Genomic DNA, 21,932 nt, shown 5'->3' on the forward strand with positions numbered 1-21,932 from the left:
TAGTCTAGACCAGCCGCGACTGCTCTACCGCCGCCTCGATGAAGCTGGCAAACAGCGGGTGCGGATCGAGCGGCCGGCTTTTCAACTCGGGATGGTACTGCACGCCGATGAACCAGGGGTGGCCGGGATATTCGACCGTTTCCGGTAGCACGCCGTCCGGCGACATGCCGGCAAACACCAGGCCGCAATCCTCGAGCCGCTCCTTGTAGTCGACATTGACCTCGTAGCGGTGGCGATGGCGTTCGGAAATCTGGGTATCGCCATAGATCTCGGCGATCTTCGATCCCTTGGCGAGGTCGGCCTGGTAGGCACCGAGCCGCATGGTACCACCAAGGTCGCCGGTTTCCCTGCGCTTTTCCAGCATGTTGCCCTTCAGCCATTCGGTCATCAAGCCGACGACCGGCTCCTCGGTTGGACCGAACTCGGTCGATGATGCGCGCTCGACGCCGGCCAGCGAACGCGCCGCCTCGATGCAGGCCATCTGCATGCCGAAGCAGATGCCGAAATACGGCACCTTGCGTTCGCGCGCGAACTTCGCCGCCAGGATCTTGCCCTCAGAGCCGCGCTCGCCAAAACCGCCGGGGACGAGAATGCCATGGACCTTCTCCAGCCACGGCGCCGGGTCTTCCTTCTCGAATATCTCGCTTTCGATCCAGTCGAGCTTGACCTTGACCCGGTTGGCGAGGCCGCCATGCGACAGCGCCTCGATCAGCGATTTGTAGGCGTCCTTGAGGCCGGTATATTTGCCGACGACGGCAATGGTCACTTCGCCTTCCGGATTGTGGATGCGGTTGGACACCGCTTGCCACCGTTCCATGCGGGGCTTCGGCGCCGGATCGATGCCGAAGGCGGCCAGCACTTCCGAATCCAGCCCTTCATTGTGATAGGCCATCGGCACGTCGTAGATATGCGGGACGTCGAGCGCCTGGATGACGGCGCTTTCGCGGACATTGCAGAACAGCGACAGCTTTCTGCGCTCTTCCTTGGGGATCGGCCGGTCGGCGCGGACCAGCAGTATGTCGGGTGCAATGCCGATGCCGCGCAACTCCTTGACCGAATGCTGCGTCGGCTTGGTCTTCAGTTCGCCTGCCGTCGGAATGTAAGGCATCAAGGTCAGGTGGACGTAGACGGCGTTGTTGCGCGGCAGGTCGTTGCCGAGCTGGCGGATCGCCTCCAGGAACGGCATCGCTTCGATGTCGCCGACGGTGCCGCCGATCTCGCACAGCACGAAATCGTAGTCGTCATTGCCGTTGAGGACGAAATTCTTGATCTCGTCGGTGACGTGCGGAATGACCTGCACGGTAGCGCCGAGATAGTCGCCGCGCCGCTCGCGCTCGATGATGTTCTTATAGATCCGGCCGGTGGTGATGTTGTCTTGCTGGTTGGCCGAGCGGCCGGTGAAGCGCTCATAATGGCCAAGATCGAGATCGGTCTCGGCCCCGTCATCGGTCACGAAGACTTCGCCGTGCTGATAGGGCGACATCGTGCCGGGATCGACATTGAGATAGGGATCGAGCTTTTTGATGCGTGCGCGATAGCCCCGCGCCTGCAAGAGAGCCCCAAGGGCCGCTGCAGCAATGCCTTTTCCAAGTGAGGAAACCACGCCGCCTGTGATGAATACATATCGCGCCATGGGAGTCATCGCTTAACGCGGCCGAATTGATTCCGCCAGAGAAAAAACCGCCGCGAAGGCTTTTTCCCAAGAAGGCGCTCTGGTCGTTGGCGTATCAAAACAAAAGGGCCGGCGAGGCCGGCCCTTTTGGCACGATCTGTCAAAGCGTCAGATGATGACGACTTTGGTGCCTACTTTCACCCGGCGGTAAAGGTCCATGACGTGCTCGTTGATCATGCGGAAGCAGCCATTGGAGGCGCTGGTTCCGATCGACTGCGGCGCGATGGTGCCGTGAATGCGCAGGTGGGTATCCTTCTTGCCGTCGTAGAGATAAATGGCGCGCGCACCGAGCGGATTGTCGCCGCCGCCGGGCATGCCGTCCTTGTACTGGCCATAGTGCTTGGGTTCGCGCTTTTGCATATCCAGCGTCGGAATCCAGCGCGGCCATTCCTGCTTGTCGCCGACGGCAACCGTACCCTTGAACTGCAGGCCTTCCCGGCCGACCGCGATGGCATAACGGCGGGCGGTTGACGATGATTCGACGAGGTAGAGACGACGGGCGCTGGTATCGATGACGATGGTGCCGGCGTTGTAGCCGGTGAATTCGACCTCCTGCGGCACGAATTCCGGCTTGACCTTGAACTGCCGCTTGGCCTGCTTCCTTTCGAGCGCGGCGTCGAGCGCGCGTGTTTCCGGAAGCAGCGACATCGACGAAGAGGATGTGCCGCCGAACAGTCCCGCGAACAGCCCGACGCTCTGCGGCTTCTGCCCGACCGGTTCGCTGCGCAACTCGCCATTGTTGCCGGTCAGCGCAACGTTCATGGCCTCGGCCGGGATCGGCTCGGCCGACTGGATCGGCGCAATGGGCGTAATCGGTTCGATGATGTTGACGGTCTTCTTCTTGGCCGGCGTGGCGTCAGCCACCTTGGCCGTTGCGAGCGGCTGGCTCTTCTTGGCAAGGAACGCCTGCCGTTCCGCATCGGCTTTGGCTTTCGCCGCCTCGCGCATCGCCAGCTTCCTGGCTTCGAGTGCCTTGGCGCGAGCGGCTTCCTTGTCGGCTGCGATCTTGGCTTCGATCTTGCGGATCTGCGCAAGGTCGTCCGGCGTCGGATCTTTCTTCTTCTTGAGAAGCTTCAATTGCGCTGCATCGCTTTTGGCAGCGACCTTGACGACGTCGGTTGTTGTTGCGGCTTTGTGGGCCGAGTTTGCCGCCGGCATGGCCGCGTAAGCGGGCGCACCTAGGCTGAGCACGGCACAAAGGCCGGCAAAAATGAAGCTGCGAAGCTGCATGGGGAAGATCCGATCGTTCAATGCTTGTTGCCCACGGCGTCGCCCGGCGCCCCCCAAGGACGCCGAGAATGCCGCGTGCAACGTATAATCGATTAGCCGGAAGCGCCTCAAGCGTGAGGCGCAGTCGAATCTTCGTGATCGTGCGGCATTTGCCGCGACTGTGTTCAAACGACAACAGATCGCGGCATAAGTTGCCCTATTACTGGTTGGGGACCTGCGGCGTGGCCGGCGCGGTGGCGCCGTTTGTCGCTGGCGGCGTCGCCGGAGCGGTTGCCGGCGGCGTCGTTGCCGCGCCATTGCCGGACGGCGGGGTCGGCGCCGTGGTGCCCGAAGGCGGCGTCGGCGTCGTGGTTCCAGGCAATTGGTTGAGTACGCCCTTGCCTGCTCCGTCCGAGGTCGCCGGCACGCGATCGAGAATGTCGATCGGCTTCTCGCCATAGCGCGCAACGATCGACAGTGTCAGCGAAGTGACGAAGAAAGCGGCAGCCAGGATCGCCGTCGCCCGCGTCAGCGCATTGGCGGCGCCACGCGCGGTCATGAAGCCCGATCCGCCGCCGATGCCGAGGCCGCCGCCTTCGGAGCGCTGCAGCAGCACCACGCCGACAAGCGCGAGCACGACCATGAGGTGGACGACGATCAGTACGGTTTCCATAATTTACCCTGGCAAGGCCTTGTGCGGCCGCTGATTTGGAGGCGGCTCAATACAATGCTTTGACGGCATTTCCAAGCCCGTGGCCGGAATATGGGAAGCAATGCGTCCTTTGCAACGATTTCGGCGCCGGCCGTCCGCTCAAATGCAGCAAGCAGCCCTTGTATCAAGCAATATTTCGATAGGCTTCCGCGATGCCGAGGAAGTCCGCCGCCTTTAGGCTGGCGCCGCCGACCAGCGCGCCATCGACATTCCTGACGCCGAGCAACTCGACGGCGTTGGACGGCTTGACCGAGCCGCCGTAGAGAATGCGCATCTTGGCCGCCGTATTGCCGAGCTTCCGTGCCAGTTCTTCGCGGATATGCGCATGTGCCTCGGCGACGTCGGCGGCGGTCGGGGTCAAGCCGGTCCCAATCGCCCATATTGGCTCATAGGCAATGACGGTGTTGGAACCCGTGGCGTTTGGCGGGACCGAGCCAGCGACCTGGCGCGACAGCACGTCGAGCGTGGCTCCTGCTTCTCGTTCGGCTCTTGTCTCACCAATGCAGATGATGGCCACCAGCCCGGCGCGCCATGCGGCGGAGGCCTTGGCCTGGACCAAGGCATCGTCCTCCTTGCGATCGGCGCGGCATTCGGAATGGCCGACGATGACATGGCTGGCACCTGCATCCTTCAGCATCTCGGCCGAAATGCAGCCGGTATAGGCGCCGCTTTCCTCCGTGTGGCAATCCTCTCCGCCGGCCCGCACCGGCGTGCGCGACAGAATCTCGGCGGCGTGCGCAAGCAAGGTCGCCGGCACGCAGACCACCGCTTCGGTCTCGGCGTCGAGCCCACTCATGAAGCCGTTGCCGATCATCCTGAGCTCGTTGAGCGAGGCGCTAGTGCCGTTCATTTTCCAGTTGCCGGCGACGAGCGGGCGGATTCCAGGCGTCATGGGATTTGTTTCTCCGGGCAATTTCCAGCTGGCCCTCACTATCAAAATCAGGCCACAAAGCAATCGACAGTGGGCAGGAAGGGCGCTATTGCGCTTGTTTCAGACTCGGCGCATGCGAAATGCACAAAAATCGGAAGTACTCATGCTTGGTATGTTGAGAAGCGCGGCGGGGACCTGGGTCGCTAAACTGCTGCTGTCATTGTTGGTGTTGAGCTTCGCCGTCTGGGGCATCTCGGGCCGCCTGATGGGCGGTCTTGCCGGCCATGATGCCGTGATCACGGCCGGAGGCACCAAGGTCTCGATCAACGAATACCGCCTCGCCTACGATCGCCAGCTCAGCGTCATGTCGCAGCAATTCGGCCAGCGCATCAGCCGTGAGCAAGCGACGGCGCTCGGCATCGACAACCAGGTGCTGGCGCAACTCGTGTCGGGCGCTGTCCTCGACGAGCAGGCCCGCAAGCTCGGACTCGGCCTGTCAAAGGACCGGCTCGCCGAACTGACGCGTGAAGACCCGGCGTTCAAAGGGCCTGCCGGAAGCTTCGACAGGAGAACCTTCGAGTACCTGCTTCGGCAGATCGGCATGCGGCCGGAAGACTATTTGAAGAACCGCGCCCAGGTCGCGGTCCGCCAGCAGATCGTCGAGGCGGTTTCGGACGGCCTCAAGGCCCCGGATACATTCTTCAAGGCGGTCGCGCTCTATCGCGGCGAAGATCGCACCATCGACTACCTGACCTTGCCGAAATCGCTTGTCGAGCCGATAGAAGCGCCGTCCGACAGCGCGCTTTCGGCCTATTTCGAGGAAAACAAGAAAACCTACGCCGCGCCCGAATACCGTAAGTTCTCCTATGTCAGGCTCGAACCGGAAGACATCATGGATTTGAGCGCGGTGACCGACCAACAGGTCAGCGACGACTACAATAAGAACAAGGCGCGCTACACCACGCCGGAGATGCGCACCATCGAGCAGCTTGTGTTCAAGACACCTGATGCCGCAAAGGCGGCGCTCGATTCGCTCAGGACCGGCGCGACCTTCGACAAGATCGTCACTGCCGAAGGCAAGACGCCGGCCGACACGCTGCTCGGCACGCTGGCCAAGGACAAGATCGCCGACAAGGCGGTCGCCGACGCTGCCTTCAAGCTCAACGTCAATGAGGTCAGCCCGGTCGTACAAGGCGCATTTGGTCCCGTTCTGCTGCGCGTCACCGAGATCAAGCCGGAAGTGGTGAAGCCGCTGGCCGAAGTATCCGAGCAGATCCGCAAGGACCTGGCACTGGGCGAGGCAAGCCGCATCTTGCTGGACGTGCACGACAATTACGAGGATACGCGCGCCTCGGGCAGTTCGCTCGCCGAGGCAGCCGCCAAATTGAAGCTGAAGGTCGTCACCATCGATGCCATCGATCGCACCGGCCAACGGCCGGATGGAAGCATCGTCAAAGACCTGCCGGAATCGCCGGCACTCATCAAGGCGGTGTTCGAATCCGAACCCGGAACCGACAATGAAGGCCTCACCACCGCCGATAACGGCTTCGTCTTCTACGACGTGAGCGCGATCACGCCTGCCCGCGACCGCACATTGGACGAAGTCCGCCAGAAAGTCGTGGCCGACTGGACCGCGGCGGAGACCACCAAACGGCTCACCGCAAAAGCACAGGATCTCGAGAAGCGTCTCAAGGCTGGCGCCACGCTCGAGGTGATCGCCGGTGAGCTCAAGCTCGAAAAGCAGACCAAGCGCGGCGTCAAGCGCGATGCTGACGACGTCGATTTCGGCAAGGAAGGGGCCGCCGCGATGTTCGGCGTCGGCGAAGGCGGCACCGGGCTGATCCCCTCACCTACGGGCGACGGACAGATCCTGTTCAAGGTTGCCGAGGTGTTCGAGCCTGCCGGGGCCGATGCCAGCTCAGTACCCGAGGACGCACAGAAGTCCTTCACCTCCGGCATGTCCGACGACCTGCTCGACCAGTTGGTGGCGCAGTTGCAGACGCAATATGACGTCCGCATCGATCAGACGGCCGTAACCCAAGCCCTGGCCAGATGAGCGCGCTGAAGATCCACATCGCCAAGGTCGCCGCCGGCAGCGCTCTTTCTTTCGAGGAGGCGCGCGAGGCCTTCGACATTATCATGTCGGGCGATGCTACCCCCGGCCAGATCGGCGGCTTCTTGATGGCATTGCGCGTGCGCGGTGAGACCGTCAGCGAGATCGCCGGCGCCGTCGCCACCATGCGCGCCAAGATGCTACGTGTCGAAGCCCCCGAGGGCGCCATCGACATTGTCGGCACCGGCGGCGACAATTCGCACAGCGTCAACATTTCGACCGCATCCGCTTTCGTCATCGCCGGCAGCGGCGTGCCCGTCGCCAAGCACGGCAATCGCGGACTGTCCTCGCTGACCGGCGCCGCCGATGTGCTGATCGCATTGGGCGTCAAGATCGACATCCCTCCGGAGACGATCGGCCGCTGCATCCACGAGGCCGGCGTCGGCTTCATGTTCGCGCCGGCGCATCACCCGGCGATGAAGCATGTCGGCCCGACCCGGGTCGAGCTCGGAACCCGCACCATCTTCAACCTGCTGGGCCCGCTTTCCAATCCGGCGAGTGTCAGACGGCAGATGGTCGGCGTGTTCCTGCCCGAATGGATCATGCCCGTGGCAGAAACGTTGAAGGAACTTGGTGCCGACCATGCCTGGATCGTCCATGGCGACGGCTATGACGAGATCACCACCACCGGCGAGACACTTGTCGCCGAACTGGCCGGCGGCGAGATCCGCAGCTTTACGCTGACCCCGGAAGCAGTCGGGCTGACGCGTCACACCAAGGACGAGTTGCGCGGCGGCGACGCCGCCCACAACGCCCAGGCACTGCGCGACATGCTGGGCGGCGCCGCCGGCGCCTTTCGCGATACGGTGCTGATGAATGCCGGCGCCGGGCTGGTGGTGGCCGGCAAAGCGACGACGCTTGCCGACGGCATGGTAACGGCGGCGCAGGCCATCGACAGCGGCCGCGCGCTGAAAGTGCTCGATAGGCTGATCGAGATTTCGAACGGTTAAAACCATGTCCGACATCCTGCGCAAGATCGAGGCTTACAAGCGCGACGAGATCACGGCGGCCAAGGCGCGCGTGCCGCTCGCCGAGATCAAGGCACGGGCGACTGATGCCGACGCGCCGCGCGGCTTTCTTTCCGCCCTTGAAGCAAAGCGCAAATCCGGCAGGTTCGCGCTGATTGCCGAAATCAAGAAGGCTAGCCCATCCAAAGGCCTGATCCGCGCCGATTTCGATCCGCCGACGCTGGCCAGTGCCTATGCGAAGGGCGGTGCCGTCTGCCTTTCGGTGCTGACCGACGCACCCTCCTTCCAAGGCGCGCCCGAATTCCTCACCACTGCGCGCGCTGCCGTCGAGCTGCCTGCATTGCGCAAGGATTTCCTGTTCGACCCCTATCAGGTCTACGAGGCCAGGGCATGGGGCGCCGATGCCATCCTGATCATCATGGCCAGCGTCGACGACGCGTTGGCAAGAGAACTCGAAGCGACAGCGTTCGGGCTCGGCATGGACGCGCTGGTCGAAGTGCATGACGAGGCTGAGATGGAACGCGCGCTGCAGCTGTCGTCGCGGCTGATCGGAATCAACAACCGCAATCTCCGGACCTTCGAAACCAGCCTACAGACCTCGGAGCGGCTGGTAGCGATGGTGCCGGCCGACCGCCATCTGGTCAGCGAGAGCGGTATCTTTTCGCACGACGATTGCCGCCGGCTGGAGCAGAGCGGCATTGCGACTTTCCTGGTCGGCGAGAGCCTGATGCGCCAGCAGGACGTGGCCGCGGCAACGCGCCTGCTGTTGACGGGCAAGGCGCCGGCAGAGGCCGTTTGAGGATGGCGGCCGCCCTCACCCATCTTGGCGCGCAGGGCGAAGCCAACATGGTCGATGTCGGCGACAAGGCTGAGACGGTGCGCACGGCAGTCGCAGAAGGTTTTGTCGCGATGCGGCCCGAGACGCTGGACATGATCCTCGCCGGCGACGCCAAGAAGGGCGACGTGCTGGGCACCGCGCGCATTGCCGGCATCATGGCGGCCAAGAAGACGCATGAACTGATCCCGCTTTGCCATCCGCTGCTGCTGACCAGGATATCTGTCGATATCGAGGCGGACGCCGCGCTGCCCGGCCTGAAGGTGACAGCATTGACCCGCGTCACCGGCAAGACCGGCGTTGAGATGGAGGCTCTGAGTGCCGTCTCGGTCGCTTGCCTGACCATCTACGACATGGCCAAGGCGGTCGACCGCGCCATGGTCATCTCCGGCATCAGGCTGGTTGAAAAGACCGGCGGCAAATCCGGCGACTATAAGGTCACCGGAGATCGGACCACCGGGGCCGGCCGATAATGGCGCTGGTCCCCGTTGCCGAGGCGCTCGAGCGCCTGCTGGATGGCGCAGCAGCGCTGCCGGGTGAACGCGTCGCACTGCTGGATGCCGCAGACCGCGTGTTGGCGGAGCCGGTCGTGGCGCTCCGCACCCAGCCGCCGTTCAATGCCTCCGCCATGGACGGCTATGCCGTGCGGGCCGCCGATATCGCGTCCATACCAGCAAAGCTTTCGGTGGTCGGCATGGCGCCAGCCGGACGCGGCTTTGCCGGGGTGGTGCAGCAAGGGCAAGCCGTACGCATCTTTACCGGCGCGCCGCTTCCCGAAGGCGCCGACACCATCGTCATCCAGGAGAACGTCCGCGACCACGGCGGCGGCAGCGTCGAAGTGACGGAGCCGACGGTGCAGGGGCGCAACATCCGCCGCCTCGGGCTCGATTTCGCCAAGGACGACGTCCTGCTGGGCGAGGGCCGCCTGCTCGATCCGGCGGCCTTGTCGCTGGCGGCATCGGCCAACCACCCCAAGGTCGGCGTGGTCAAGCGGCCGCTGGTCGCCATCATCGCCACCGGCGACGAATTGCTGCCGCCGGGCAGTGAGCTTGGCCCCGACCAGATCATCTCGTCAAACGCCTATGGCGTCGCCGCCGCCGCACAGTCGGTCGGCGCGCGCGCGCTCGATCTCGGCATTGCGCCGGACCGCAAGGAGGCGATCGCTGCGCTGGTGACAAAGGCGGTGAAGGCGGGCGCGAACGTCATCGTCACGCTGGGTGGTGCCTCGGTCGGAGACCACGACCTCGTTCATGACGTGCTGACCGGGGAAGGCATGGCTCTCGATTTCTGGAAGATCGCCATGCGGCCCGGCAAGCCGCTGATGTTCGGGCGGCTGGGCGACATCCGCTGCATCGGCCTGCCCGGCAATCCGGTGGCAAGCCTGGTCTGCACCCAGCTCTTCCTGAAGCCGTTGCTGGCGCAGCTCGGCGGCCGCGCCTTTCAGCAGGATATGCGTCGGGCGCGGCTCGGTACCGCCATGCCGGCCAATGATCTCAGGCAGGATTATGTGCGGGCTGTTGTCAGCACCAACGCCGGCGCGCTCGTGGCGACGCCGTTCGGCATCCAGGACTCCTCGATGCTGAAAATGCTGGCCGATGCCGACGGGCTGATCGTTCGCGCGCCGTTCGCTCCTGCCGCGGCGGCGGGCTCCCCCTGCGACGTGCTGATGCTACGCTGAACCTGCCTCACTCCGAAATCAAGGTCCGGGTCAGCGGATGGTCTGGATCGGCCAAACCGTCGATGATGTTGAAATGATGCCGGTCAGGTTCGACCACCGAGCTGGTCGCGGTACCCAGGCCGATCCAGATGTTGGCCAGCAACGCGCTCTGACGCAGGAATTCGGCGCGCTCGCCGCCGCCGGCCCAGCAGGTCAGGCGGGCCTTGTCCATCGGGCGCAGCAGCACCGGGCTTTCGGCCTGCGCCTCGGCCTCATCGATCGCGATCGTCTCGTTCATGCCGGTGCGCATGATCGGGCGCAAATCATGCACCCCCGAGATCGACACCACGTGACGAACGCGCCGGACCACTTCGGGCGCCAGCGGCGTCGTCGCCGTAACCATCCGGCTAACAAGATGGCCGCCGGCCGAGTGTCCGGTCAGCATCAGCGGCCCTGGGACCATCGCCGCCGCCTTGCCGATCGCCGCGCCGACTTCCTTGACGATGCCGCCAATGCGTATCTGCGGACAGAGCGTGTAGGACGGCATCGCCACCGCATAGCCGCGATCAACAGGGCCAGCGGCAAGATGCGACCAGAAATTCTTGTCGAATGCCATCCAGTAGCCGCCATGAACGAACACCACGAGTCCCTTGGGCTTGATGGCCGGCAGGAAAAGATCGAGCCGGTTGCGTGGGTTGTCGCCATAGGCCATGTCGAGCCGCGCCCTGCCCTCGGTCGAAAGCACGTCGCGGAAAACCCGCGCGGGCTCGATCCAGGCTGCCGGCCAGCGATCGCTGCCGGCTATGTTGGCGCCGTTGGCATAAGCGTTGTCCCAATCGGCAATGTGACGTTCGAACACCCTGCGCCTCCCTGGCAATATGGCCTTGCAACGTAGCCGTGAGCATCGCGCGGCGCGTCGTCGCCAGCCTCACGATTCCAGCTCTCGCATCAATCTCAAGTGACAGCTGCTTTGATGGCGAAGCGCGCATCCTTCCACGCACCGGTGCGCAGGATGTCCTCAAGCAATTTGACGGCCTGCCAGACATCGGCATAGCCGACATAGAGCGGGGTGAAGCCGAAGCGCATGGTCGATGGCGCGCGAAAATCGCCGATCACGCCACGTTCGATCAGCGCGCGCATGACCTGGTAGCCATGCTCATGCATGAATGAGATCTGGCTGCCGCGTTTTTCCCCATCGCGCGTGCTTTCGAGCGTGAGCCCGTAAGTGCCGCACTTTGCCTCGACAAGCTCGATGAACAGATCCGCCAGCGCGATGCTCTTCTTGCGCACCGCCGTCATGTCGACATCGTTCCAGATGTCGAGCGCGCCCTTCAGCGTGCGCATCGACAGGACCGGCTGCGTGCCGCACAGAAACCGGCGGATGCCGGTGCCGGCCGCATAGCCTGGCTCGAAGGCGAAGGGCCGTGCATGGCCCCACCAGCCGGTGAGCGGCTGCTGGATGTCGGAAAGATGCCGCTCAGCCGCATAGATGAAGGCAGGCGCGCCCGGGCCGCCATTCAGATATTTGTAGGTGCAGCCAACGGCAAAATCGGCGTTTGCCTTGTCGAGCTCGACTGGCATCGCGCCGGCGGTGTGGCAGAGATCCCAGACGATCATCGCCCCGGCTTCCTGAGCCCTGCGCGTCAGCGCCGGCATGTCGCGCAGTTCGCCCGACTTGTAGTTGACGTGGTTGACCAGCACCACGGCGGTGCGTTCGTCGATCAGCTCTTCGACGGTCGGCGCGTCGACCCCCGAGAGGCGCAGCAGCGTATCTTTTCGCGTCGAAACCACACCCTCAGCTATGTAGAGGTCCGTCGGAAAACTATCGCCCTCGGCGACGATGACCTGCCGCTCCGGTCGCATTGCCATGGCGGCGTGCAGCAGCTTGTAGATGTTGACCGATGTCGTGTCGCAGACCACTGTCTGGCCGGCCGCGGCACCGATCAGGCGCCCGAGCTGGTCGCCAAGTTCAAGCGGCATGTTGAACCAGCCGGCCGTGTTCCATGCGCGGATGAGATCATGCGACCATTCTTCGGTCGCGGCCTTGTGCAGTTCATCGAAAGCGGCACGTGAAGCAGCTCCTAGCGAATTGCCGTCGAGATAGATCACTCCTTGCGGCAACACAAAGCGGTCGCGCATTGCGCGCAGCGGATCCGCGGCATCCATCGCCTTTATGGCCGCGAGATCGGGAATTCCTGTCATGATTTGTCTGCTCCCCCAAGATCCAACGCAACGCCGGACACGCATCGACTGTTCTTCCATTACCTGGTTATGCGCAGCAAGGCTCCACCGGCGAGAAGCAGCCTGACCAGGCGGTGGAAACCGGGACTTAACCGCGAGGTTGGCGTTTTGAGTTCGTTTCGTTCACGGTGCATTGACCAAACCGCACAGTCGATAGGGGTTCACTTCCGTGCCCTTTGCCGACCGACGGCCGATGCCAGTGCCGCCTTCTAGGAGGCCAGAAGGGCGCAAACGAAAGCAGAATCAAGGCGATGAGGCTCGCGGCGGTGAAAATGCGGTACGCCGGTAGGGGACGTCGTTTGTTTCCCAAGCCTTAACGCATTCATTAAACTTTAAACAGTTGCGGAACACAACTGGAACAGATAGTGTTTGTTCTGGGTTTGTTTTTCTGATTCTGTTGGGGGTCGCTATGCTGACACGCAAACAACACGAACTGCTTATGTTCATCCACGAAAGATTGAAGGAAAGCGGTATTCCGCCCTCCTTCGACGAGATGAAGGAGGCGCTCGACCTGGCTTCCAAATCGGGAATCCATCGGCTGATTACGGCGCTGGAGGAGCGCGGCTTCATTCGCCGTTTGCCCAACCGGGCCCGTGCGCTGGAGGTGCTGCGCCTGCCTGACTCGATCGCCCCCGGCCTCAATGCGGCACGCAAGTTCTCGCCGAGTGTCATCCAGGGTAGTCTTGGGCAAGGCGCCCCTCGGCAGGGCAAGCCGACATCGTCGCGCGTCCCTGCAGCCGGCAATGACGACGATGTCGTCGCCGCCGTTTCGATCCCGGTGATGGGCCGCATCGCCGCCGGTGTGCCGATCGACGCCATCCAGCACCAGACGCATTCGATTTCGGTGCCGCCGGATATGATCATGGGCGGCGAGCATTATGCGCTCGAGGTCAAAGGCGATTCGATGATCGAGGCCGGCATTTTCGACGGCGACACGGTGATCATCCGCAATGCCGATACGGCGAGCCCCGGTGAGATCGTGGTGGCACTGGTCGACGAGGAGGAAGCGACGCTGAAGCGGTTCCGCCGCAAGGGCGCCTCGATCGCCCTGGAAGCCGCCAATCCGGCCTACGAGACGCGCATCTTCGGACCAGACAGGGTCAAGGTGCAGGGCAAGCTCGTCGGACTGATCCGCCGCTACTGAGCTCCGCCCTTGGCACCGGCTTTGGGGTTGTCGGCCCTGCGGTATGGCGGCAGGCCCCGTGCCGCGCGTGAAAATTTCCGCTGCACGTGCCAGGGCCGGTATGATTTTTCGACCGCGAAACGGATTTCGGCGCGCGTTGCCGCTTGTGGATCGAAGTAGACGGCGGCACTTCCCGCGTGCGCCAGTTGCCGTTTGGTGACGACGAGGACCAGCCGGTCGTAGTAGCAGGGGTTATGGGCGGTGGCGTCGTCGATGACGATCAAGCTGGCAAAGGCGCAGGCTGGCCGCGCAGTATCGCGGTCCTTGGCTTGCGCGATGATCGCGCCGGATGGATGTCTGGCAAGGCAGAGGCCGTCCGTGCAAATGAACGGCATGCCCGGCGGTAGGTCGGCCGGATCGGCAATGTCGAATTGCGGGTCGTTCTTTCCAGGTGTTTCCGGCGCGACGATAGCCTCTGATGTGAGCGCGCGTTTCCAGTTGTCGATGGTGAACTCATTCGGGCGTGCCCGGTTGACCGCGAGTTCACCGCTGCCGATCGGCAGCGCGACCAGCCGTGCGTCCTCCGAGACCAATACGTCGGGTATGCGTGTCTGCGTTGTCGTCAGCAAGCCGGCGAGCGCAAAAGGAAGTGCCGCCAGCCGCAACCAGGTCGTCGCCATGCTGGCAATGACGAGGGCGATCGTCACCAGAAGGACGGATCTCAGCGAAATCAGCCCGACCGCATCGATCGGCGAGCGCTCCGATATCCACCCGGACAGGGCGATCATCGCCGTCAGCCCCTTGCCCATGACATAGAGGAAAGGGCCATCCGCACCGAACGGCATCGCCAGCGCGCTGAGAACGGCGAAGGGCATGACGACCAGTGAGACGATGGGCATGATGGCCAGATTGGCGAACAGGCTGAGCGGCGCCACGCGCTGGAAATGCCATATGGCGAAAAGCGCCGTGGCGCTCCCTGCAATGATCGAGGTCATCGCCAGACCGCACATGCCCAGCAGGACCTTTCGAGTGGCAAAGCGTAGCGGCGACAGCCGCGGCGGCGGCGTGGTGGCCCTGCCGGCGCGGTAATCGGACCAGCCTGCATAGGCGCCGACAAGGGCCGCCGTCGCGGCGAAGGACATCTGGAAACTCGGACCGACCACCTCGTGCGGCGACACCAGGATGACCGCGATGGCCGAGATCGCCAGGTTGCGCATGGTGAGCGCGGCCCGGTCGAACAGCACGGCGATAAGCATCACCGCCAGCATGATGAAGCTGCGTTCGGCCGCCACGACAATGCCGGAAAAGACGAGGTAGGCCGCAATCGAAAAAAGCGCGGCGGCCGCGGCATATTTCTTGACCGGCCGTCGCGATGAGAAATCGGGAAACAGCGCAAAGGCACCCCGCAGCAGCGCCATGATGGTGCCGGCGACCAACGCCATATGCAGCCCCGAGATGGAGATGATGTGGTAGATGCCGGTGCGCCGCATCGCTTCGTTGATCTCCTCGGGAATGCCGGCGCGCACGCCGACGATCAGCGCAGCAGCAATCTCGCCCTCGGCACCGCCGATGCGGCTGCGGATATGGTCGGCGATGGATTCGCGCGCGTCTTCGATCGCGGAAGAAAGCTGCGCGGCAAGCGGCATGCTGCCCGACGACACGACTTTCGGATTGCCGAGAAAAAAGCCGCTGCCGCCGATACCGGCGAAATAGCTGTCGAAGGAGAAATCATAGCTGTCGGGCCGCACCGGGCCGGTCGGCGGCAGCAGCCGCACATAGCCGGTGATCTCGGAACCGGCGGTCAGCTCAGCCGGTATCTTCATCGCCGAAACGCGGACCCGTTCCGGCATGTAGCGCAGTGTCGGCCTGGCGGTTGAGGTCACATCGATTGTCAGCCTGATGCGGCCGCTCGCCATGGGCTCGTACGATACGACGCGACCCGTCAGCCGCGTCGAGATTTCGGAACCGAGCATATGCGTTCCGACACGCCATGTCTCGAACTTGGCGGCAAGTACGCCAAGCGCGCAGAGCAGCGCCACCATGAAGCACAGGCGCGTCCTGGGCCATGACCGCGAGACGACGGCACAAAGGGCCGCGAGGAGCGCGATTGCGATCGGCTGTGGAAAGGCCGGCTCCACCGACAGCCCGAAATATACGACCACCCCGCATGCGAGGAACACCGGCACCAGCAGGAAGGCGATGCCGCGGTCGAGTTCCAGGCCGGCTGCCGAGGTTACGCTGTTGCGGATACGGGACGGTGACGGGAGGCGGAAACGCCTGGGCAGGCGTACGATGGGCTCGCCCGCGGGCACGAGAACCGTTGCTGGGTCGCTGGCCGGCAGCGACGGAGCATCGAAGCGCCGAGCGGGTAGCAATGCCGGTGCCGGCAGGACAGGCGGGGGAGCGGCAAACAGCAAGCGTTCGCTGACGCCGCTGCCAACGTCCTCGCCCTCGCCCGCACCACGGCCTCGCACAGCCATCGGGTCTGCCCCTTGCGCCCTCGACCTCCTATGCTACATGAACGCGCAACGCGCGAAAGTCCGCAAACCCACTTCCTTCGCCCGCCTGAGAGTTCCATGCCCGATAAGGTCGTCACCCGTTTTGCCCCCTCGCCCACCGGCTATCTGCACATTGGCGGCGCGCGCACGGCGCTGTTCAACTGGCTGTATGCCAAGCACACAGGCGGCACGATGCTGCTGCGCATCGAGGACACCGACCGCGAGCGCTCCACCGATGCGGCGACGGCAGCCATTCTCGACGGACTTTCCTGGCTCGGACTCACCTGGGACGGCGCGCCTGTCTCGCAGTTCGAGCGCGCGCCGCGCCATCGCGAGGTGGCCGAGGAGCTGGTGCGCGTGGGCAAGGCCTATTACTGCTACGCGACGCCGGCGGAGCTGGAGGCGATGCGCGAGGCAGCGCGAGCCAAGGGGCTTCCGCCCCGCTATGATGGACGCTGGCGCGACCGCGACCCGTCGGAGGCGCCGCCCGGCGCCAAGGGGGCGATCCGCATCAAGGCGCCGACAGACGGCGAGACGGTGGTGCATGACCGCGTCCAGGGCGACGTGCGCTTTCCCAACAAGGATCTCGACGATTTCATTATTCTGCGCTCGGATGGCAATCCCACCTACATGCATGCCGTCGTCGTCGACGATCACGACATGGGCATCACCCACATCATCCGCGGCGACGATCATTTGACCAACGCGGCACGCCAGACCGTAATCTATCAGGCCATGGGCTGGGAGGTGCCGTCGATGTCGCATATCCCGCTGATCCACGGTGCCGACGGCGCCAAGCTGTCGAAGCGGCACGGTGCGCTTGGCGTCGAAGCCTATCGCGCTATGGGCTACCTGCCGGAGGCGCTGCTCAACTATCTGGCGAGGCTTGGCTGGAGCCACGGCGACGATGAGATCATGTCGATCGCCGACATGATTGCATGGTTCGACATTGGCGACGTCAACAAGGGCGCCGCCCGTTTCGACTTCGCCAAGCTCGAGGCGCTTAACGGCGTGCATATGCGCCGGATGAACGACGCGGCGCTGCTCGACATCTTCATCGCCACTCTGCCCTATCTTGAAGGCGGCCCGGCAATCGCCGCGCGCCTCGACGACAGACGCAGGGCGCAACTGCTTGCCGCTTTGCCGGGCCTGAAGGAGCGCGCCAAGACGCTGGTCGAACTTGTTGAAGGGGCTGCATTCCTTTTCGTCGAGCGGCCGCTGCCGGTCGACGAGAAGGCGGCGGCGCTGCTCAGCGGTGAGGCGCGCGCGATCCTGCGGGGCGCTCATGCGGCACTAGCCACGGTTTCGGAGTGGTCTGCCGCCTCAGCCGAAGCCGCGATCCGCGACTATGCGCAGGCCGCCGGCCATAAACTCGGCGCCGTGGCCCAACCTTTGCGCGCCGCGCTCACCGGCAAAAGTACCTCGCCAGGTGTCTTTGATGTGCTTGCCGTGCTTGGCCGCGAGGAAAGCCTGGCGCGGATCGCTGATCAAATCGATTAGCAAACTGGCCTAAGAAGATTGGCATTGAAAGGTGTGTTTCGCAGTGCAACATTGGGTCTTGGCCTAATCTGCCGCGCAGATTCAATTGCGGGCGCAAATGTGCGTATTCCGATGCTTTTGACGTGTTGGGTTCAGATATTTTGCCTTTGCCGGCCTGAGGAAACAAAAAGGAGTTTGCTATGACCGAACCTGCGACAAAAATGGAATTTGGCGGCAAAACCCAGGCATCGACGGCCAAGCTGGAACTCGGCGGCAAAACCCATGAATTCAAGATACGAAGTGGTTCGGTAGGACCTGACGTCATCGACATCGGTTCGCTCTACAACACCGCCGGCATCTTTACCTACGATCCCGGTTTTACGTCGACGGCGAGCTGCGAATCGGAAATCACCTTCATCGATGGCGATGCCGGCATTCTTTTGCACCGCGGCTACCCGATCGACCAATTGGCCGAGCACGGCGACTTCCTCGAAGTCTGCTATCTCTTGCTCTATGGTGAACTCCCGACCAAGGCGCAGAAGGACGATTTCGACTACCGGGTGACGCGCCACACCATGGTGCATGAGCAGATGTCGCGCTTTTTCACCGGCTTCCGCCGTGATGCGCATCCGATGGCGGTGATGTGCGGCGTGGTCGGCGCGCTGTCGGCCTTCTATCACGATTCCACCGACATCTCGGACCCCTATCAACGCATGGTCGCGTCAATGCGGCTGATCGCCAAGATGCCGACGATCGCGGCGATGGCCTATAAATACCACATCGGCCAGCCATTCATTTACCCGAAGAACGAGCTGAATTTCGCAGCCAATTTCCTGCATATGTGCTTCGCCGTGCCTTGCGAGGAATACAAGATCAATCCGGTGCTGGCCCGCGCGATGGAGCGCATCTTCATCCTGCACGCCGATCACGAACAGAACGCCTCGACTTCGACCGTCCGCCTGGCCGGCTCGTCGGGCGCCAATCCTTTTGCCTGTATCGCTGCCGGCATCGCCTGCCTGTGGGGTCCCGCACATGGCGGCGCCAACGAGGCAGCCCTGAACATGCTGGGCGAGATCGGTCATGTCGATCACATCCCGGAATTCATTGCGCGCGCCAAGGATAAGAACGATCCGTTCCGATTGATGGGATTTGGCCACCGCGTTTACAAGAATTACGATCCGCGCGCCAAGATCATGCAGAAGACCGCACACGAAGTCCTGGGCGAGCTCGGCATCAAGGACGATCCACTGCTCGACATCGCCATGGAGCTGGAAAGGATCGCACTGACCGATTCCTATTTCATCGAGAAGAAGCTCTATCCGAACGTCGATTTCTATTCCGGCATCACGCTGAAGGCGCTGGGCTTTCCCACCACCATGTTCACCGTGCTGTTCGCGGTCGCCCGCACCGTCGGCTGGATCGCGCAATGGAAGGAGATGATCGAGGACCCGCACCAGAAGATCGGTCGCCCGCGCCAGCTCTATACCGGCGCGCCGGAACGGGACTACGTGCCAATCGCGAAGCGGTGAAGGTGGTGAATGGTGAATGGTGAATGGTGAATGGTGAATGGTGAATGGTGAATGGGAGTAGCGAAGCGTCGCTCCCTGTCCATAGAAACCACTATTCACAATTCACTATTCACAATTCACTCACTTCCTCACCATCCCCATCACCACACCCGCGGCAATCTCGCCTGACGGCTTGGCGGTTGCCATACGCCCGGCAATGTCGGCAAAACCGTGCTTCTGCCAAGCGCGGTAGGCGGTATCGGAGCACAGCGCTTCCAGCTGCCGCGCCAGATAATGCGGCCGCACATATTGGTTGTAGTGTTCCGGCACGACCGGCCGGTCGGCGATGAGATTGGGCAAGGCTGCGCTCCATACTTTGATCAGCGGCTGCGCCATGCGCATGACCGGATCGAGCCGGTAGCAGGAGATCATCGGCACACCCGCCAGTGCCAGTTCCAGCGATACTGTCCCCGATGCGATCAGCGCCGCATCGGCCTTGCCGAAGGCCTGCCATTTGCGTTCGGCATCGAGTATGATCTCCGGCTTCTCGTCCCAGCTCGCGACCGAGGTCCTGACAAGATCGGCGACGTGCGGCACCGTCGGCAACAGCAGGCGCAAGCGGTGCCCGCGCGCCCGCAGGATCGACACCGTCTCGCCGAACGGCCCGACCATGCGTCGCACCTCACCACGACGCGAACCAGGCAGTACAAGCAACGTTTTGACGTGATCTGCGGACAGGTCACGCGGCTGCGCCTGCGCCCTGGCGGCACTGATTATGCCCGGATCGTGTGCAAGGCGATGCCCGACATAGCTGCCGGGCGGCCCGCCCAGGCGAGCGAGTTCCTTCACCTCGAACGGCAGGATGCAAAGAATGTGATCGACATATGGCTTCATCGCCGCCGCCCTGCCCGGCCGCCAAGCCCACACGCTCGGGCAGACATAGTGGACGATCGGGATAGTCGGATCGGCGGCACGCACCTTCTTGGCGACGCGCAGCGAGAAATCCGGACTGTCGATGGTGATAAGGCAATCGGGCTTTTCACCGGCAATCGCGTTGCCGTCTGGCCGATCCGCCGCATCAGGCGCGGCAGGTCGCGCAGGATAGCGCTAAGCCCCATCAGTGCGATCTCGCTGCCGTCGAACAATGGCGCCAGGCCGAGCGCCTGCAAATGGCGGCCGCCGATGCCGACAAGCCGAACTTCGCGCCCGGTCATGCGCTTGAGCGCCTGCACAAGGTCGGCGCCAAGCAGGTCGCCGGACTCCTCGCCGGCGACGACGGCTATCTTCAACGGCCGCTCATTCGCCATGCGCCGGCTCCGCAGCAGGCAGGCCGATTACGAACAGGCCGAGCGCATTGGCACGTCCGATGGTGGCGGGACCTTCGAGCACTAGCGAGCGACCGGCTTCGACGGCAATGCCGGCCAGTCCGGCGGCATGCGCCGCCTCGACGGTCAGCGGGCCGATGGAGGGCAGATCGGCACGCAGTTCCTGACCGGGCTTGGCGCATTTGACCAGAACACCTCGGCTCCCGCCGGCCAGCCTGCCGTGCCCGCGCAACTCCCTTGTCCGCTCGAGCAGCCCGTCGGTGCCTTCGACGCCTTCCAACGCAATGGCGCGGCCGCCGATCGCAACAGCCGCTTGGCCGATATCCAGCGCGCCGATGGCTTTTGCCGCCGCGTGCGCCGCCTCGATGTCGCGCCAGTCGGATTTGCGTGGCGCCGCCTTGGTCAGCAGGCCTTCGGCGGCGACCAGCTCCGGCACGATCTCGTGAGCGCCGACGACCTTGATGCCGCTGCGCTCGATCCTGCGCACGAACAGTTTCAGCACCGTATCGTCGCCCCGGGTTACACCGACGAAGAGGCTGGGTAGCCACGCGAGCAGGCCCAAATTGAGGCGCATGGCGCTCAGCCTGGGGCGGCGCGTGATATGACCCGCGGTTACGAGATGCGTAACGTGATGCCGCTTAAGGATCGGCAGCAGCGAGCCGACGTCTTCCAGCCTCAAGGTTGCCTGCTCATAGGGCTCGAAATCGGCTATGCGATCGACCTCGCCGGCCGCCATCACGACGAAGGGCAATTTGCCTTGCCGGGCGAGCGCTCGGGCAATTTCGACCGGGAGACTGCCGCCGCCGGCGATGATGCCGACCTTGGCATCTGGCGCGAGATCAAGGCCCTTTCCGGCAGCCTCAATCTTCGTCATCTGCCCTCAGTCTTCATCATCGGTATCGTCGCCGTCGCTACCCTTGAGCGACGGCACGGCGTAGTGCCGCTTGCCGCGACCGGCGATGAAGTCGACGATCTTCATGGCAGTCGGCGACGAGGCGAATTCCGCCTTGGCGAATTCGATGTTTTCGCCGACGGTCCGGGAGCGATCGAAGATCGTCTTGTAGGCTTTGCGCAGCAAGTGGATCTCCGAACGCGGCAGGCCGGCGCGCTTCAAGCCAATGATGTTGAGGCCGCGAAGGCTGGCACGGTTGCCAACGGCGATGGCGTAAGGAATGACGTCGCCGACGATCGCCGAGCAACCGCCGAGAAAGGCGTTATCGCCGATGCGGACAAACTGATGAACCGCGGTAAGGCCGCCGATGTAGACATTGTCACCGACTTCGCAATGCCCGCCTAACGTCGCTTGATTGGCGAAGGTGGCGTTCTTGCCGACCACGCAGTCATGGGCAATATGGGCATAGGCAAGGAAATTGCCGTTGTCGCCGATCGTCGTCTCGCCGCGGCTGGAATCGGTGCCGACATGCATGGTGACACCTTCGCGGATCGTGCAGTTCTCGCCGATCACTAGCGTGGTACGGCCGCCCTTGTGCTTGGTGTTCTGCGGCGGCCCGCCCAGTATCGCCATCGGATAGACCTTGGTCGATGCACCGATGGTGGTCGCGCCAATCACCGAGACATGGCTGACCAGTTCGACGCGGTCGCCGATCACGGCGTCGGGGCCGACGTGACAGAAGGGCCCGATGCGGGCGCCTTCGCCGATTTGGGCGCCTGCCTCGATGACCGACGATGGATGGATGACTGTCTGGATTTTCATTAGCATT

17 protein-coding genes and 1 pseudogene are annotated in these 21,932 nt (G+C 63.4%); 8 read left to right on the forward strand and 10 right to left on the reverse strand.

Annotated features, from left to right (window positions below; genetic code table 11):
- Positions 1 to 4: 4 nt before the first annotated feature.
- The 4 genes from pyrG to tpiA all read right to left on the reverse strand — a co-directional run bounded on the left by pyrG (position 5) and on the right by tpiA (position 4,485).
- Positions 5 to 1,633 carry a CTP synthase gene (gene pyrG, locus NKJ28_RS19760; protein ID WP_352458118.1) on the reverse strand — a complete coding sequence of 543 codons (1,629 nt, stop codon included), beginning with the start codon at positions 1,631 to 1,633 and terminating at the stop codon, positions 5 to 7.
- A gap of 147 nt (positions 1,634 to 1,780) precedes the next feature.
- Positions 1,781 to 2,902 carry a L,D-transpeptidase gene (locus tag NKJ28_RS19765; RefSeq protein ID WP_352636745.1) on the reverse strand — a complete coding sequence of 374 codons (1,122 nt, stop codon included), beginning with the start codon at positions 2,900 to 2,902 and terminating at the stop codon, positions 1,781 to 1,783.
- 199 nt (positions 2,903 to 3,101) lie between these two features.
- Positions 3,102 to 3,554, reverse strand: a complete 453-nt coding sequence (gene secG / locus NKJ28_RS19770) for a preprotein translocase subunit SecG (protein WP_254817294.1) — start codon at positions 3,552 to 3,554, stop codon at positions 3,102 to 3,104.
- Positions 3,555 to 3,717: 163 nt separating this feature from the next.
- Positions 3,718 to 4,485, reverse strand: a complete 768-nt coding sequence (tpiA, locus tag NKJ28_RS19775) for a triose-phosphate isomerase (RefSeq protein WP_352448837.1) — start codon at positions 4,483 to 4,485, stop codon at positions 3,718 to 3,720.
- A gap of 142 nt (positions 4,486 to 4,627) precedes the next feature.
- Between tpiA and NKJ28_RS19780 the strand changes: the two genes are divergently transcribed.
- Genes NKJ28_RS19780 through NKJ28_RS19800 form a run of 5 tightly spaced genes read left to right on the forward strand, consistent with a single transcriptional unit; the run spans position 4,628 to position 10,058 of the window.
- Positions 4,628 to 6,520 (forward strand): SurA N-terminal domain-containing protein, encoded by a 1,893-nt coding sequence (locus NKJ28_RS19780; RefSeq protein WP_352636746.1) that lies wholly within the window; start codon positions 4,628 to 4,630, stop codon positions 6,518 to 6,520.
- On the forward strand, positions 6,517 to 7,527 hold the full coding sequence (gene trpD / locus NKJ28_RS19785; RefSeq protein ID WP_023674955.1) for an anthranilate phosphoribosyltransferase: 1,011 nt from the start codon (positions 6,517 to 6,519) through the stop codon (positions 7,525 to 7,527). The genes NKJ28_RS19780 and trpD overlap by 4 nt, the downstream gene beginning before the upstream one ends.
- Positions 7,528 to 7,531: 4 nt before the next feature.
- Positions 7,532 to 8,344 carry an indole-3-glycerol phosphate synthase TrpC gene (trpC, locus tag NKJ28_RS19790; RefSeq protein ID WP_023674954.1) on the forward strand — a complete coding sequence of 271 codons (813 nt, stop codon included), beginning with the start codon at positions 7,532 to 7,534 and terminating at the stop codon, positions 8,342 to 8,344.
- Between the two features lie 2 nt (positions 8,345 to 8,346).
- Positions 8,347 to 8,853, forward strand: a complete 507-nt coding sequence (gene moaC / locus NKJ28_RS19795; protein WP_023674953.1) for a cyclic pyranopterin monophosphate synthase MoaC — start codon at positions 8,347 to 8,349, stop codon at positions 8,851 to 8,853.
- On the forward strand, positions 8,853 to 10,058 hold the full coding sequence (locus NKJ28_RS19800) for a molybdopterin molybdotransferase MoeA (RefSeq protein ID WP_023674952.1): 1,206 nt from the start codon (positions 8,853 to 8,855) through the stop codon (positions 10,056 to 10,058). Before moaC ends, NKJ28_RS19800 begins: the two co-directional genes overlap by 1 nt.
- 7 nt (positions 10,059 to 10,065) lie before the next feature.
- Here the strand turns inward: NKJ28_RS19800 and NKJ28_RS19805 are convergent, their stop codons facing one another.
- Positions 10,066 to 10,896, reverse strand: a complete 831-nt coding sequence (locus NKJ28_RS19805) for a hormone-sensitive lipase (protein WP_352636747.1) — start codon at positions 10,894 to 10,896, stop codon at positions 10,066 to 10,068.
- A gap of 95 nt (positions 10,897 to 10,991) precedes the next feature.
- Positions 10,992 to 12,239 (reverse strand): kynureninase, encoded by a 1,248-nt coding sequence (gene kynU, locus NKJ28_RS19810; protein ID WP_352636748.1) that lies wholly within the window; start codon positions 12,237 to 12,239, stop codon positions 10,992 to 10,994.
- Between the two features lie 448 nt (positions 12,240 to 12,687).
- Here kynU and lexA point away from each other — a divergent pair, with 448 nt between their 5' ends.
- Positions 12,688 to 13,422, forward strand: coding sequence for a transcriptional repressor LexA (gene lexA, locus NKJ28_RS19815; RefSeq protein WP_023674949.1), 735 nt, complete (start codon positions 12,688 to 12,690; stop codon positions 13,420 to 13,422).
- Here the strand turns inward: lexA and NKJ28_RS19820 are convergent.
- Entirely contained in the window at positions 13,416 to 15,881 is a 2,466-nt protein-coding gene (locus tag NKJ28_RS19820; RefSeq protein WP_352636749.1) for a ComEC/Rec2 family competence protein, read from the reverse strand. The genes lexA and NKJ28_RS19820 overlap by 7 nt on opposite strands.
- A gap of 96 nt (positions 15,882 to 15,977) precedes the next feature.
- Here NKJ28_RS19820 and gltX point away from each other — a divergent pair, with 96 nt between their 5' ends.
- Together gltX and gltA are read left to right on the forward strand one after the other, a co-directional pair.
- Complete coding sequence (gene gltX, locus NKJ28_RS19825) at positions 15,978 to 17,399, forward strand: glutamate--tRNA ligase (RefSeq protein ID WP_352636750.1); 1,422 nt, start codon at positions 15,978 to 15,980, stop codon at positions 17,397 to 17,399.
- 179 nt (positions 17,400 to 17,578) lie between these two features.
- Positions 17,579 to 18,907: a citrate synthase gene (gltA, locus tag NKJ28_RS19830; RefSeq protein WP_352636751.1), complete on the forward strand. Its 1,329-nt coding sequence runs from the start codon at positions 17,579 to 17,581 to the stop codon at positions 18,905 to 18,907.
- 120 nt (positions 18,908 to 19,027) lie between these two features.
- On the opposite strand, the pseudogene lpxB reads toward gltA, so the two are convergent.
- The 3 genes and pseudogenes from lpxB to lpxA all read right to left on the reverse strand — a co-directional run bounded on the left by lpxB (position 19,028) and on the right by lpxA (position 21,925).
- Positions 19,028 to 20,193, reverse strand: a pseudogene (lpxB, locus tag NKJ28_RS19835) (lipid-A-disaccharide synthase).
- Complete coding sequence (locus NKJ28_RS19840; RefSeq protein WP_352636752.1) at positions 20,183 to 21,085, reverse strand: LpxI family protein; 903 nt, start codon at positions 21,083 to 21,085, stop codon at positions 20,183 to 20,185. The pseudogene lpxB and the gene NKJ28_RS19840 overlap by 11 nt, the downstream one beginning before the upstream one ends.
- A 6-nt stretch (positions 21,086 to 21,091) precedes the next feature.
- A complete protein-coding gene (gene lpxA / locus NKJ28_RS19845) occupies positions 21,092 to 21,925 on the reverse strand; it encodes an acyl-ACP--UDP-N-acetylglucosamine O-acyltransferase (RefSeq protein WP_352474276.1) in 834 nt (277 codons plus the stop codon).
- Positions 21,926 to 21,932: the final 7 nt, after the last annotated feature.

The sequence above is a fragment of the Mesorhizobium sp. M0145 genome, from assembly GCF_040322355.1.
Lineage (GTDB): Bacteria > Pseudomonadota > Alphaproteobacteria > Rhizobiales > Rhizobiaceae > Mesorhizobium.